Annotated in this window: 11 protein-coding genes; 2 read left to right on the top strand and 9 right to left on the bottom strand. The window is 68.3% G+C overall.

Features of this window, described 5'->3' with window-relative positions; genetic code table 11:
- Positions 1 to 12: 12 nt before the first annotated feature.
- The 4 genes from PLE19_10810 to PLE19_10795 all read right to left on the bottom strand — a co-directional run bounded on the left by PLE19_10810 (position 13) and on the right by PLE19_10795 (position 4,537).
- Entirely contained in the window at positions 13 to 267 is a 255-nt protein-coding gene (locus tag PLE19_10810) for a hypothetical protein (GenBank protein ID HPD15433.1), read from the bottom strand.
- Between the two features lie 16 nt (positions 268 to 283).
- Positions 284 to 1,489 carry a hypothetical protein gene (locus PLE19_10805; GenBank protein HPD15432.1) on the bottom strand — a complete coding sequence of 402 codons (1,206 nt, stop codon included), beginning with the start codon at positions 1,487 to 1,489 and terminating at the stop codon, positions 284 to 286.
- Positions 1,490 to 1,568: 79 nt separating this feature from the next.
- Positions 1,569 to 2,432 carry a serine/threonine-protein kinase gene (locus PLE19_10800; GenBank protein ID HPD15431.1) on the bottom strand — a complete coding sequence of 288 codons (864 nt, stop codon included), beginning with the start codon at positions 2,430 to 2,432 and terminating at the stop codon, positions 1,569 to 1,571.
- Between the two features lie 869 nt (positions 2,433 to 3,301).
- Complete coding sequence (locus PLE19_10795; GenBank protein HPD15430.1) at positions 3,302 to 4,537, bottom strand: hypothetical protein; 1,236 nt, start codon at positions 4,535 to 4,537, stop codon at positions 3,302 to 3,304.
- Positions 4,538 to 4,939: 402 nt separating this feature from the next.
- Here PLE19_10795 and PLE19_10790 point away from each other — a divergent pair, with 402 nt between their 5' ends.
- Positions 4,940 to 6,748, top strand: coding sequence for a right-handed parallel beta-helix repeat-containing protein (locus PLE19_10790; protein ID HPD15429.1), 1,809 nt, complete (start codon positions 4,940 to 4,942; stop codon positions 6,746 to 6,748).
- 8 nt (positions 6,749 to 6,756) lie between these two features.
- On the opposite strand, the gene PLE19_10785 is transcribed toward PLE19_10790, so the two are convergent.
- From PLE19_10785 to PLE19_10775, 3 genes are all read right to left on the bottom strand, one after another.
- Positions 6,757 to 7,155, bottom strand: coding sequence for a hypothetical protein (locus PLE19_10785; GenBank protein HPD15428.1), 399 nt, complete (start codon positions 7,153 to 7,155; stop codon positions 6,757 to 6,759).
- 123 nt (positions 7,156 to 7,278) lie between these two features.
- The gene (locus PLE19_10780; GenBank protein ID HPD15427.1) at positions 7,279 to 7,662 is read right to left on the bottom strand and encodes a retroviral-like aspartic protease family protein; all 384 of its coding nucleotides are present in this window, start codon (positions 7,660 to 7,662) and stop codon (positions 7,279 to 7,281) included.
- Positions 7,663 to 7,769: 107 nt separating this feature from the next.
- Positions 7,770 to 9,272, bottom strand: coding sequence for a sulfatase (locus tag PLE19_10775; protein HPD15426.1), 1,503 nt, complete (start codon positions 9,270 to 9,272; stop codon positions 7,770 to 7,772).
- 152 nt (positions 9,273 to 9,424) lie between these two features.
- Here PLE19_10775 and PLE19_10770 point away from each other — a divergent pair, with 152 nt between their 5' ends.
- Entirely contained in the window at positions 9,425 to 10,468 is a 1,044-nt protein-coding gene (locus tag PLE19_10770) for a metallophosphoesterase (protein ID HPD15425.1), read from the top strand.
- Position 10,469: 1 nt separating this feature from the next.
- On the opposite strand, the gene PLE19_10765 is transcribed toward PLE19_10770, so the two are convergent.
- Both PLE19_10765 and PLE19_10760 read right to left on the bottom strand, forming a co-directional pair.
- On the bottom strand, positions 10,470 to 12,116 hold the full coding sequence (locus PLE19_10765) for a glycosyltransferase family 39 protein (GenBank protein HPD15424.1): 1,647 nt from the start codon (positions 12,114 to 12,116) through the stop codon (positions 10,470 to 10,472).
- A 12-nt stretch (positions 12,117 to 12,128) separates the two neighbouring features.
- Positions 12,129 to 12,959 carry an SMP-30/gluconolactonase/LRE family protein gene (locus PLE19_10760; GenBank protein ID HPD15423.1) on the bottom strand — a complete coding sequence of 277 codons (831 nt, stop codon included), beginning with the start codon at positions 12,957 to 12,959 and terminating at the stop codon, positions 12,129 to 12,131.
- Positions 12,960 to 13,018: the final 59 nt, after the last annotated feature.

The raw sequence follows: 13,018 nt of genomic DNA, 5'->3' as shown, positions 1-13,018 counted from the left end.
AGCGCGGCCCCGTCAGAACGCCTCCGCCACCTCGCGCGCGATCTCGGTCCAGCGCGTGAAGCGCTCGGGGTGGTTCTCGCAGGTGTGGGTGTCCTTGAGGATCATCTCCACCACGCAGCCGCGCGTGGCCTCGCAGGCGTGGCGAATGTAGGAACGGAGGCGCCCCTCGTCGAACCCGCCCACGAGGTGCGAGGGGTGCGGCTTCCACGAGGAATGGTCTATGCCCCTTAACCGCCCCAGCCGGTGACCGGAACGGCGGGTGATCAACCGGGTGAGGAGCCACTCACAGGGAACCCCAGCGCCGCCGAAGCATCGCGCCACGTGTACTATCGAGCACAGCCAGCGCAGCGCGGTTGACGTCGATGGTCTCCGCGAAGTCCCTATGCTGCCCACGTACACCTGTTGCCCGAAGCGCGGAAAGGAGGCGCTCCGCTTGACTCAGCATGTCCTCAAGGGCTGACATGGCACCATCGTACGAGTCTGTACGCAGAGACATGGCCTGTCCTCGCAGAGCGTGAAGGTAGTGGCGGAAAGCGCTCTGTTCCGAGAACCCAACGGATGATGGTTGCGCTCCCCCAAACAGGACCGACGCGTAGCCGCCGTCCAACTCGGGGGGCGGAGCCATGCGGTCAAGCACGCCCTGCCGGTGCGCGATATCGAGGAAGGGCAGTTTGTACTCCGACAATGCCTGAGGGCAGTAGTACCAGGTAGCCCTCTGGCGTATCTCCTCCTCGTATGAAGTGCGGAACTTATCGGGAGGGAAGGAGCGGACGTTCATCCACGTGCCAGAGCAGATTGCACAACCCTTTGCAACTGCCGCAACGAGCATCTGCTGGTTGCAGTAGCCCAGTATCACCTTGGCCCCCGCTAGCCTGAGCCCGACAGCCAGGTCAAGCAAGTTCGCGACCCAGTTCGGGTCCTGAACAAGGTACTCGCCGTTAGGGTGCTCGCACACCAGGTAGTACCCCTTGACCGGCCACTGTACAGCGTTCTCCAGGAGCTTCGCAACCTGACTCTGGTCCCTCGCCGCATCTGCTGACAACGCAACAGTCGCGATCAGCTCGAGCCCGTCGTCAAGGGAACCCGCTTCCTCAAGAAGGCTCCTATGGGTCATCAGCCAGTCGTCACTAATCGCAGTGGCGAGAGTGCCGGGCAGTATGAAGGAAGCGGTTCCAAGGCGGTTGTTGAGCCGGGTGAGCCTGCTGAGCAGTTCAGTGGCACCATGCCCTTGCCAGAAGGTCCCAGTATCATAGTCCTTTGGCCAGAAGTCATGGGAGCAGAGCCGCTCGTGGTCCGCGTAGGGCAGATAGAATTGCGGGTCAAGAAGGACCCGGCCGTCACCCGAGCCATTGATCTCGGCGGATAGGCGGACCATCTGCTGATCAGTGAGATCCCGCGGGCTCAGAATTACAGTGCCACCACCCCACGCGGCCAAAAGTTGGCGGCAGTGCTCCATCATTCCGTAGCCGAACTGGAGATAGGCTTCCATCATGCGGCCTCCAAGTGCACAACGGCTTCCAAAGCGCCACCGTCGTGTGCGCATGCCGATGTGGAGGTGCAGGTCCATGTCACTCCTGGAGCTCCGCGTTGTGGATCTCGGTCAACCATTCCAGCGCCTCAGCAGCGGACCCAGGTCTGTGGTCTCGACGCTTCTGCGTGAGCGTGAGAACGAGATCGGCGAAACTGCCCGCGGCGCGCAAGCCCAGCGCCAAGCGTGGGAGTGGCATCGTCTCGACGCGTCGAAGTACCTCCAAGAGGTCGGCTGCTCCTGTCCTGAACGGGTTCGACCCTGTGGCACACTCGAACAGTGTGACGCCCAGTGCAAAGAGGTCGGCTCGCGAGTCGATGTCTGGCTTCATGTTCCTGCACTGTTCGGGGGGCGAGTAGCCCCATGTCACCTTGCCGAAGGGCGCAGCCGTTGCCGTCAAGGACTGAAGGTCAAGGTGACGCGCGATCCCGAAATCAATCAGCCAGTAGTCGCCTGCGGGATCGCAGATGATATTGTCGGGTTTGACATCTCGGTGCACGATGTTCACCCGTTCGGCAGCAACCAGCGCTTCCAGAACATGAAGGCCCAGGCGTAGCACGCGGCGCGGAATGAGCGGCCCCAACCTGAGCATGTCCCGCACGGTGTGCCCGCCGATTCTACGCTCGATCAGCCAGACATACCCGCCAATCGGGGTGGCCAGCTTGCCATGCTCAAGGATCTGTGGTACACGGGGGGAACCAACCCGTGTAACAGCCAGGATCTCGCGGACAGTGACCTCGGCATCCTGCCTCGGACTGATCAACTTGAGGACGGTTTCACCATACACGGAATGGGTTCCACTGAACACGAGTTTCTGGCCCCCCTGACCGAGAAGGCGCACGTCTGAAAGCGCCGGGAACTGCTGCCTGATCCATGCGACATCAATCGCACCGGTGCCGCTCATCGCAAGGCCCTCGTGCCTGTGTGCTCGCGCCACACCCACTCGTTGAAAAGCCACGACGCGTAGGAACGAGGGAGGTCCGCCCTAGCGCTAAGCTTGGCCATCGGATCGGGTTCCGCCTTGGTCAGTACTCGAATCCCTAGGCCCGCGGCCTCATCGAGCAGACTTGCCCCTCTTGGAATACGGGGAAGAAGAACGTACGAATCGGAGGCAAACCACGTGTTGAGCAATGCCTGATCGAGCGCGACGCTCCAATTGCTGATCTTCGCTTCAATAGCTATTATGCGCCGAACCGCGAACGAAGCCGATAGCGACCTTGCTACCCAGGTCTCGCGACGCTTTTGGATCGTTCTCGCGGACGTGAGGCGGTCAAGGCCTGCGTGCAGCTTGGACCCAAATATCGTACGCAACTCCTGGGTAGTTGCAGGGCCGGCATAATGCAGGTAGTGAAGAAGCCGGATGTCGTACCGTGTCAGGACCGCTCGCCGGGAGTCCCATCTCTCCGCAGTCGGAGGATGCCAGACAACGAGGACGATATCGGGAAACCCTGTCTCAAGCTGCGGCTGGCAGAGCACACTGACCTTGTATCCGCGTCGAATCGTGAAAGGTCGCTCCTGCAGGAACCAGTTGACGAGTTCGTCCTCGGGTCCAGGACGGCCCCTTCGGAACGACAAGCCAAGCCCTGCCACAGCGGACGTGTCGTCGATGACGCTGATCGATCTTGGCAGCATTCCGCACCAAGCGCTTGGGCAGTTCCTCGCGGCACCCGCGAAAGTCACCCGGCCTCATTATACATGCTGCATACCAGGCGTCAAATCTGTCCGACGCGAGCAGTCAGCAGTGACCCACGGAGCATCCCCCGGGGCTACGCCTCATGTTCGGGACTCCTCCGCCACCTCGCGCGCGATCTCGGTCCAGCGCGTGAAGCGCTCGGGGTGGTTCTCGCAGGTGTGGGTGTCCTTGAGGATCATCTCCACCACGCAGCCGCGCGTGGCCTCGCAGGCGTGGCGAATGTAGGAACGGAGGCGCCCCTCGTCGAACCCGCCCACGAGGTGCGAGGGGTGCGGCTTCCACGAGAAGATGGCCTTCGCCCCGAGCCGCTCGGCACAGCGGTCCACGTCGGCGAACGGGCTGATCGAGATGCGACGGATGCGGGGAATGGCGAGCACGTAGTCCAGCTTCCGCGTCAGGTCCTCGCAGCAGCCGTAGCCGTTGAGTCCGAAGGGCGTGAGCAGCCGCCGCTCGTACTGAAGGGCGAACTCCTCGTGCATCTCGGGGCTGACGAGGGCGAGCTCCTGCGCCTCGGCCGATGCCCACATGTCGCACGGTCGCACACGGGCGGGGTCGAAGCCGGGCGCGGGCAACTCGTCCGTGTAGCCGTTGCCGCCCGACGAGTGGTAGGTGGAGTCGTTGTTCAGGCTCAGGAGGTTCAGCCACTCGTATTGCTGCACGGTGCGGCGATAGCCCTCCTCGAAGAAGGCCATGGCGTCGTGCACGAGCTGCGGCTCGGTCGCCATGTCCATCATCGCCTCGTTCAGGCCGCGCAGGCGGGTGTAGAGGGCCATGGGGTGGAACGAGATGTGCGAGATGCCCTTGAGCTTCACCTCGAGGATGTCGCCGAAGAGGTCTTGGGCCTCGGCAAGGGCCGCCGCTGTGGCCTTCTCGTCGTGGCCGACCTGGGGGAACGTGAGCTTCTTGAGGTCGTCGGGCGAGTTGAGCACGGGGTCGAACTTCCATGCCCCGCGCGCCTCGGTGGAGGGGATATTCTTCGGCTCGAGGCCCCAGCCCGTGTGTTTGATGGCCTTGCCCACGACCCATTCGCGCTCGATCACCGTGTCGTCGTGCAGGTGCTCGTGGTAGTAGAGGCGGCTGCGGAGGTTCCACTCGATGCGGCGCGCCCGCTCGTCCGCGCAGTTCAGTGCGGACTGGGGCAGGAGCTCGCCCCAGGAGCCTTCGGGGAAGACCAGGATCATCGGGCGGACGCGCTGGAGCGCGTTGTGCCGCTTCCACATGGCCCGCCGCTCGGCCATGAGGGGCAGGGCGGCCACGTCGGCGACCCGCTTCGCTAACTCCCTGAGTATGCGCCGGTCCCCTGGACTCTCAGACACGGTTCGCCCCTGGAAACGGAGGGTCAGTTGATGAAGAGCCTGCGCATGTCGGCGATGAGCATGGGGAGGGGCATGATCTTCTGGCGGCCCGGGTTCAAGGGGTTCGCCACCTCGGCTTCGAGCTTCGTCGCGCCCATGCTCAACCCCCAGCAATCCCAATCGGGATTCACGCTCCTCTGCTCAGAGTATAGCTGCCCGGCGCAGGGCAGTCAACGGCCCGATGCCACGGCCCGGCGAAGCCGATGAAGAAGCCGCCGAAGCCCTGGAGACAGGGCAGGGGCCCGGCTCCGGGCATGCCCATTTCGCGACGGGCATCCGACCACGCGTCGCAGGCATGTCGGCTCGCGAGGCGTTTGACTTCGCCGACCTTGTGCGGTATGACCAAGCTCGAGGAGCAGACCCATGGCCGACGGGCAGTGGCATTCGCTGTTGGCTCTCGCGCTCCTGGGCGCGGGGCGGCTGATTCCCCTGGCGTGTGCCGCGGGCCCGCCGGCCGGCGCCGTGCGCACCGGCCCCGACGACCCTGCGTCGCTCCAGCGCGGCATCGAGGCCGCGGCCCGGGCGGGGCTCAAGAGCGTGCGGGTTCCCGAGGGCACGTATCGCCCGCCAACGCCCGATCGCGGGCCGTATCTGAGGTTCGAGGGGCTGGCCGACCTCGAGATAGACGCCCGCGGCGTCACCCTGGCCCGCACCGACCCGACCCGCGGCGGCATCGAGTTCGTGCGCTGCCGCAACGTCGCGCTCCGCGGCATGACGCTCGTCAACGAGACTCCGCCATTCACCCAGGGCCGCATCGAGAAGATCGCGCCGGACGGCGCCTGGCTCGAGTTGCGGGTGGACGCGGGCTATCCCGCGGCCTACCTCGAGAGGCCCCAGACGGGCTACGTCTTCGACCCCCGCACGCGGCAATGGAAGCCGGGCAGCCACGACATGGGCTTCACGAGCGGCGAAATGCTCGGCGGAAACCTCGTGCGGCTGCACTTCCACCACCCGATCCGGCCCGCCGCCGAGGCGCTCGAGGCCGGCGACCTCATGGCCTTCCGCGGCCCGGGCCAGCGCGACATCCTCGTGGCCGGGTGCAGCGGGATGCGCATCGAGGGCGTCGCCATCCTCGCCGGAGGCGGCTTCTGCATCCACGACGACGGCGGCGAGGGCGGCAACCACTACTCCTACACCGTCACTTATGGCCCCAAGCCGCCCGGCGCCACCGCCGCCCCGCTCATCGCCTGCAACGCCGACGCCTTCCACTCCAGCGGCGCCCGCAAGGGGCCGACCCTTGACGGCTGCCGCTTTGAGGGCATGCCGGACGACGGCGTGGCCATCCACGGCACCTACGCCATGGTGATCGAGGCCGAGGGCAAGGATTGGGTGATCGCCACGCGCTGGGGCAACTTCTTCCGCGCGGGCGATCCCCTGCGCCTCTTCGACCTTCAGGGCGCGCTCGCCGGCGAGGCGACGGTCGTCGCGGTGAACCGCGCCGAAGGCTACACCCCCAAGGCCCTGCCCGACGACAAGCACTTCAAGGAGACCCGCAACTTCTGGCGCTTGACCCTCGACCGCCCGCTGCCCGCCGCCGCGCTCGGCTGCCGCATCAGCACCCCCGCCGCCAACGGCAGCGGCTACGTCGTCCGCCACTGCGTCATCCGCAACCACCGCGCCCGCGGCCTGCTGCTGAAGGCCGACGACGGACTCGTCGAGGGCAACACCGTGGACGGCAGCACCATCGCGGCCCTCATCATCGCCCCCGAGTACTGGTGGAACGAGGCCTGCTACAGCCGCCACGTCGTCGTGCGTGGCAACACCTTCCGCCGCGCCGGCTACGCCACCACGGGGGCGTGGGACGCGCGGCCCGGCATCGTCAGCATCGCCGGCGAGGGCGACCGCAAGGGCATCGCACACGGCCACCAGCACATCGTGCTCGAGGGCAACACCTTCCTCGAGAACGACGGGATCAACCTGTTCGTGGACGGCGCTCAGGACGTGTTGGTGAAGGGCAACCGCTTCGACCGCGCGCAGGGGCGTCCGAGCCGTCGCGGCGCCGACCGTGGTTTTGACCCGGGCGTCCTCATCTGGCTCAGCAACTGCGAGGGGGTTCGCTTCGAGAACAACACCGTCGCCGCCCGCGGCCCCTGCGGCACCGCCCTCCTCAAGGCCACCGTGACGGCGGTGCGCCTCGTCGGTGACAAGGATGGCGTGACCGTGGGAAGGTGAGAGCCGCTTCAGTGGGCCAAGCAGGCCAGCCGCTGGGTAAGCCGCCGGACGGGCCAGAGAACGGCGAAGCCGACGCCGCCGAACGAGCAGTCAATGAGCCGCCAGGTGAAGGGGATGCCGCGGAAAGGGCCGCAGATCATGGTCAGCGGAATGACCAGCACGCACGCGATGAGGCCGAACTCGATGACCCACAGGTTCCGCACAGGGTCGCGCAACGGCCCGATGAAGAGAACGGCCAGCACGATGTGGTCGAAGGCCAGCCAGTCGGTGCCATAGGCCATCCAGGGATAGCGGGCGTAGGTGTCGGAGAGTCCGTTGCGGACGCGGATGAGCCAGGCGGTGATGCCCGAGTAGCTGTCGGGGAATGCGGCGTCGGGCACGCCCATCAGGCGGGTGAGGGTTCTCAACTCCCATTCGATGGGGAAGGCGGTGAGGCCGCTCGCCGCAGTCCGAGGATGAAGATGGCGAAGAAGATTCTCGTGCGGTGCAGGAGGATACTCCGCTGGTCCCTCCGCGTCCCTCGCAGGCGGTCAGTTGGGGAACAGCCTTCGGACGTCGGCGATGAGCATGGGGAGGGGCATGATCTTCTGACGCAAGGGGTCGAAGATGAGGCCGAGGTTCTCGAGGGTGGTGACGCCGAGGAGAGCGCTGTCGCCCTCCTCGCCGAAGAGGACGACGCAGGTGGCGGTCTGGCCCTCGAAGGTGATCCGAGCCTCGCCGACCTGGCGTCGGATGGGCACGCCGTTGGCCAGGAAGAAGGTGCGCTCGCCGGTGGCCTCGATGCCCAAGCGCTCCAGCTCGGCCCGGGGAATCACCGAGTAGACTGCTCCGGAGTCCACCAGGAAGCGCAGGGTCTTGTGCCGGGCCGGGTGGAACGGGTTCGCGACCTTGGCCTCCACGTTCGTCAGGCCCATGTGCGTTCCTCCGGAGTGCTGGTGATGCGTGTTTCGCGCGCGAGGCCCCCGCGCCCAATCCCGAGTATAGCTCTCTTTCGCCCAACAATCAACCATGCGGCCGTAGGTCAGGTCATCCAGTGCCCGTGGCGGGCCAGGAGGGCCTCGGCGTGGTGGGCGCGGCCGGTGGCGCGCAGGCGCTCGCAGTAGGCGTGCAGCCGCCCGCGGGTGTGATAGGGGCCGCCTTCGCGAATGACCGTCCAGAGCGGGTCCACGTCGCTCTCCGAGGTGTTCATCATGGCGGTGGTCCACTCGTGGAGACGGGCGAGGCCCTCGTTGGCGACCTCGGGGCGGGCCGCCGACAGGTCGCGGGTGAGGTGCGGGTCGGCCGCGACGTCGAAGAGCAGGACGGGGTCGAGGTCCTTGAGGCCGTCGTGGTAGGTTCGGAGGAGGAGCCAGTTGTCCCACCGGACCGAGCGCTGGCAGCTCCAGGCGAGGTTGCCGCAGACGAGGAAGCTGCGGCCGGTGGCCGCAGCGCCAGTCGGCACTCGGCACGAGGCAGTCGGCAGGCAAGAGCTGTCGCGGAGGGCGGGAGCGACGGAGCGTCCGTCCCAGAGGGCGGGCACTTGGCCGCCGGCGAGTTCGAGGATCGTCGCGGCGAGGTCGGTCTGGTAGTGGAGGCCGGCGTCCACGCGGCCGGCGCCCAGGCCGGGCCAGCGCAGGATGAAGGGCACGCGGGCCGTGATGTTGTCGGCGGTGTGGTGGTCGCCGTAGATGTTGAGCTCGCCCTGGTTCTCGCCGTGGTCGGAGGAGACGATGATGGCGGTGTCGTCGAGGACGCCCTGGCGTTCGAGTTCGGCCAGGAGCAGGCCGAAGTGGTGGTCGGCGTAGCGGATGCCGGTGTCGTAGCCGTTGATCCAGCGGGCGTAATCGTCCAGGCAGGTGATCTGCGCGGGGATGCGGGGCCAGCGGGCGGTGTCGTAAGGGCCCATGTCGCCAAGGTCCTGGGCCGAGTGAGGGCCGTAACCCTCGAAGTGCTTGCGAATCTGGTCCTCGGTGAGCCATTCATCGAAGGGTTGGCCCTGGAACGGGTCGCCGAAGTCCAGCGGCGTGCGGTAGGGGGTGTGGGGGTCCCAGACGTTGACGTGGAGGAACCAGTTGTCTTCCTTGGCGTGAGCATCGAGCCAGCGGAGGGCGCCGGGGACGACCTGGGGGGCGATCTCCATGCCGCCGCTGCCGGGGTTGTGCATCTCGAGCCAGCCGTGGTAGAACCACCAGGCGCTGTGGCGCTCGGCGAAGGGGCTGAAGGAGACGGGCCTGAGGCCGGCCTGGCGGAGGGCGGCGATCCACGAGTTGCGGGCCGGGCCGTGGCGGAAGGCGCGCTCGCGGCCCTGAAGGCGCAGGTCGGCCGCCAGGCCCCCGTGGTTCACCACGCCCGAGTGGATGCCGAAGCGGCCCGTGTAGAGCGAGGCGCGCGAGGGCAGGCACGGGGCGTCGGAGACGTAACAGTGCTCGAACCGCACGCCCTCGGCGGCGATGCGGTCAATGTTGGGCGACGTGTCGCGGCAGTAGCCGTAGCAGCCCAGGTGGTCGGCGCGCAGGGTGTCAATGTCGTAGAACAGCACGCGCATGGCGGTCTCCTGTGGGGACAAGGGGCTTCGGGGCGGGATTCTAGCAGGAAGGCCGCAGGGGTTCAACCGCAGACGCCGCTTGAATCTGCACACGGGTTGCCTACAATAATAGAAAACGGGAACTGGCGAGGCGGCTGCGGCAGGAGACCCACGTGAGCACACCGTCCGAACAGGTGACCGAGGCAACCTCTCCGCGCCGATGGAAGCGCGTAGTGCGCGTCCTGGCCATCCTGCTTCTGCTCATGGCAGGAAGCCTGCTCGTGGTCCACGCCTCGGCCTGGACCTCGTTCCCGCGCCTCAGCCCCTCGGTGCTGCCGCCGGCGGGCGAGGTGCTCGAGGGCAAGGCCCCATTCTCTTTCGCCTACGTGGCCGACAGCCGGGGCAACCTGGACCTGCTCGAAACCATCTTCGAGCGCGTGAAGGCGGACCGCGTGCGCCTGGTGCTCGCCGGCGGCGACCTGGTGGTCGAGCCCGCGGCCGAGGACTTCGAGTGGCTGCTTCACGAACTCGAGGAGGCCCGGTTGGGGGTGCCCTTCTGCGCCGTGGCGGGCAACCACGACATCCGCCGCGAGGAGGCGGACCCGGCCGAGCGATACCGCCTGTACTCGCGCAGCTTCGGCCCGCGGCAGTACTGGTTCGCCTGCGCGAACACGCTGTTCGTGGCCCTCGACACGGCCACGGAGGCGTGCGCAGAGGGCGACCTGAAGTGGCTCGAGCAGACCCTCGCGCGGTACCGCAGCCAGTACGAGGCCTGCATCGTCTACACCCACACGCCGCCGCACGACCCGCGCCACCTGCGCCCCTGCCTGGCGTCCGGCGTGGAGGAGCTGCAACGCATCCTGAACGCGCACCACGTCACAGCTCTGTTCTGTAGCCACATCCACTCGTACCTGGAAGACAAGCTCGGCGAGGTGCCCGTCTACATCAGCGGGGGGGCCGGCGCCGGCCCGGATCCGCCCTTCGTGCCTCACCACTACCTGTTGTGCACGGTGGAGCCCGGCGGCGCGCTCCGGGTGGAGAGGAAAAACGTTGCCGTGGACACCACGGAGGACTACTGGGAGCACAAGCTGCTGGTGAAGCTGCCGCGCCGGTTCAACGTGCTGGTCATGCTGGGGCTCGCGGGCGTCGGCATCGTGCTCCTCGCGGTCGGCGCCACGCCCCGGCGCCGGCGGTCGCCCGGCAAGCAAGGCGCCTGACTCAGCCGCCGGCCAGCAGCAGGGTCCCCTTATCGCGCTCGGTCTGCCACGAAGAGAGTTCGCGTAGCGGCCTCGGCGAGAGGCCGCGCACCTCGTCGGCCCGTTCGGCCTGGGTGATCAGGTACCGCGGGCCGGGGGCCGCGAGGAAGACGCGCACCGCGTCGGCATCCGGCAGCAGCGCGACCGCGTGCCCCAGCTTGAAGAGCAGATGCTCGCTGGCCGACCTGTAAGCCCCCACGGCCGCGCCGCGCGGGAGGCTGGCGATCACCTCGCGAGCCGCCGCGACCTCTCTCGACGGCTTGGCGACGTGCCCGATCCAGAGCGGGAACCACGCGGCCCCCACGACCGCAGAGGCCACGCACAGGGCCGCGGCCGACTGAGCGGCCCGCCCGCGCCAGGCCGCGGCCAGGCCCCACGCCGCCAACCCCGCCAGCACCACGCTCAAGGCGATCACGGCCGCCAGCCCTCCGCGCGCCTGCCGGGTCCAGGCGAACGGGCCGGCCAGCGCGCCCGCGAGCAGGGCGGCCAGGATGAGGACCGCCGGCCAGCGCGCGGCCCAGGCCGGCGCCTCCCGGCCCTCGCGGCCGGCCGGGTCGTCGTTTGCCAGGCTCTGGGCGAGCAGCGCCCCGAGCCACAGCGCCCACCACGGCATCGCGGGCAGCATGTAATGCACCCGCTTGTTCGTCACGAGCGAATGAAGCACCAGCAAGGCCGCGAAGACGAACGCGGGCACGAGCGCCGCGCTGTAGCCTCGCTCGCGCCCGCGCCGCACGGCCCACGCCACGGCCCCCACGACGAACAGGCTCCACGGCAGGGCCACGGGCAGAAGCTCCACGAGGTAGTAGTAGAAGGGCATGGGGTGCTGCTGGAGGCCCACGCCGAACTGGTGGCCCGTGAGCGCCCGCAGATAGCCGGGCTGCGAGACCTCGGCGGCCAGCGCCCAGCCGCCCACGAGCGCGGCGATCGCGCCCAGTGCCGCGAGCGTCAGCGGCCACGGCGGCGCCCAGCGCGGCCTCCGCGCCCGCCACACCAGCGCCGCGACAATGGCGAAGAACAGCGCCGCGTGCGGCCCCTTGGCCAGCGTGGCCAGCGCGGCGAACGCGCTCGCGCCCAGCCAGGCCGCCCAGCGGCGCGGGCCCTCGTCGGCGGCCGCCGCCGAGTCCGCCAGCAGCGCCGCGTAGGCCAGCAGACACGTCAGCAGCATGTCCGAGCGGCTCTGGCGCGCCCAGAGGGCGACGAGAGGGGTCGTCCCCCACACCACGGCGGCGATCAGCGCCGCCTGCGTGGAAAACCAGCGCCGCCCGAGCACGTACACAGCCGCCAGCACGGCGACGGCCGAGAGCGCGCTGGGCAGGCGCGCGAGAAAGTAGTCGGCTCGGCCCGCGAGGCGGAACAGCAGGGCCGCGGTCCAGTTGAACAGCGGCGCCTTGTCGGGGTACAGCTCGCCGCACACGTGGGGCACCAGGAACCGGCCCGTGGCGGCCATCTCGCGCGAGATTTCCGCATGGCGGGCCTCGCGGTTCGCCAGGTCCACCTCCTGGCCCAGGCCGGGCAGGAAGGCCAGGAGCCCGTAGAGCACGAGCGCCGCCAGATGAACCGATGCGCGAGTGCGCACAACGGAGACCAGGCCCACATGCCCGCCGCTCATCGTTGGTTCCTGCTACCGTGGCCCGATGGCCGGCTGGCCGGGGTGACGCCAGCGGGTGCGCCAGAGGCCGTTGGTGGTATGCTCGGTGACGTAGAGGTCGCAGCCGTCGGCGCCGCCGAAGTGGACGTTCGACGGCTTGTCGAAGGGGCATTCGATCCGCTCGACGAGCACGCCATTGCGGGCGAAGACGTCAAGGGTGCCCGCCCCCCAGTTCGTCGCCAGCAGATTGCCCTCGGCATCGAAGTCCATGCCGTCCGGCCCGCCGAAGTGCTTGCCGGGCAGCGTGGCGAAACGGCGCCGGGGGCCCACCGCGCCGTCGGCAGCCAGCTCGAACGCCCAGAGGGCCTTGGTGAAGGTTTCGGCGACGATCAGCTCGGAGGCGTCGGCGCGGACCGCGATGCCGTTGGGGAACGCATAGCCCTGGCCGATGCGGGCGACGGCGCCGCCGGAGGTGCGGCGGAAGACCTCGCCCACGGGCTTGTCGGGGCCCGAGCCGCCCGGAGCGGTGAAGTGGAGGGTGCCGCGGCGGTCGAGGCACAGGTCGTTGCAGCCGCGGATGGGCGCGCCCTCGAACTCGGCCACGATGTGTTCCAGCCGTCCGTCGGGCGCGCAACGCAGGATGCCGAGCTTCATGTCGGCCACCCACAGGCCCCCGTCGCGATCGGGGAAGAGCCCGGCCGGGACGCCGCCCGTGTTGGCGTGCTCGCGGGCCGAGCCGTCGTCGAGCACGTGGAGAATCTGCCCGCGGCTGGGGCAGACCATGAAGAGACGCCCCGCGGCGTCGAGGCACGGGCCTTCGGCGCCGGGGATGTCGCGCACTATCTGGGCGAAATCGAGCTTCAAACGATGCTCCTCAGACGCCGACAAACGGCATCATACACCGGGACCCGCTCGAGGGCAAG

The sequence above is a fragment of the Planctomycetota bacterium genome (assembly GCA_035384565.1).
Lineage (GTDB): Bacteria > Planctomycetota > PUPC01 > DSUN01 > DSUN01 > DAOOIT01.
Note: the sequence above shows the minus strand (reverse complement) of the source record. Positions and strands in the feature narration are given on the sequence as shown.

Bases quoted from the DNA above. Each gene is read 5' to 3' on its own strand.
- PLE19_10775 (HPD15426.1), bottom strand. From the start codon at position 9,272: ATGCGCGTGCTGTTCTACGACATTGACACCCTGCGCGCCGACCACCTG.
- PLE19_10800 (HPD15431.1), bottom strand. From the start codon at position 2,432: ATGAGCGGCACCGGTGCGATTGATGTCGCATGGATCAGGCAGCAGTTC.
- PLE19_10805 (HPD15432.1), bottom strand. From the start codon at position 1,489: ATGGAAGCCTATCTCCAGTTCGGCTACGGAATGATGGAGCACTGCCGC.
- PLE19_10765 (HPD15424.1), bottom strand. From the start codon at position 12,116: ATGAGCGGCGGGCATGTGGGCCTGGTCTCCGTTGTGCGCACTCGCGCA.
- PLE19_10790 (HPD15429.1), top strand. From the start codon at position 4,940: ATGGCCGACGGGCAGTGGCATTCGCTGTTGGCTCTCGCGCTCCTGGGC.
- PLE19_10780 (HPD15427.1), bottom strand. From the start codon at position 7,662: ATGGGCCTGACGAACGTGGAGGCCAAGGTCGCGAACCCGTTCCACCCG.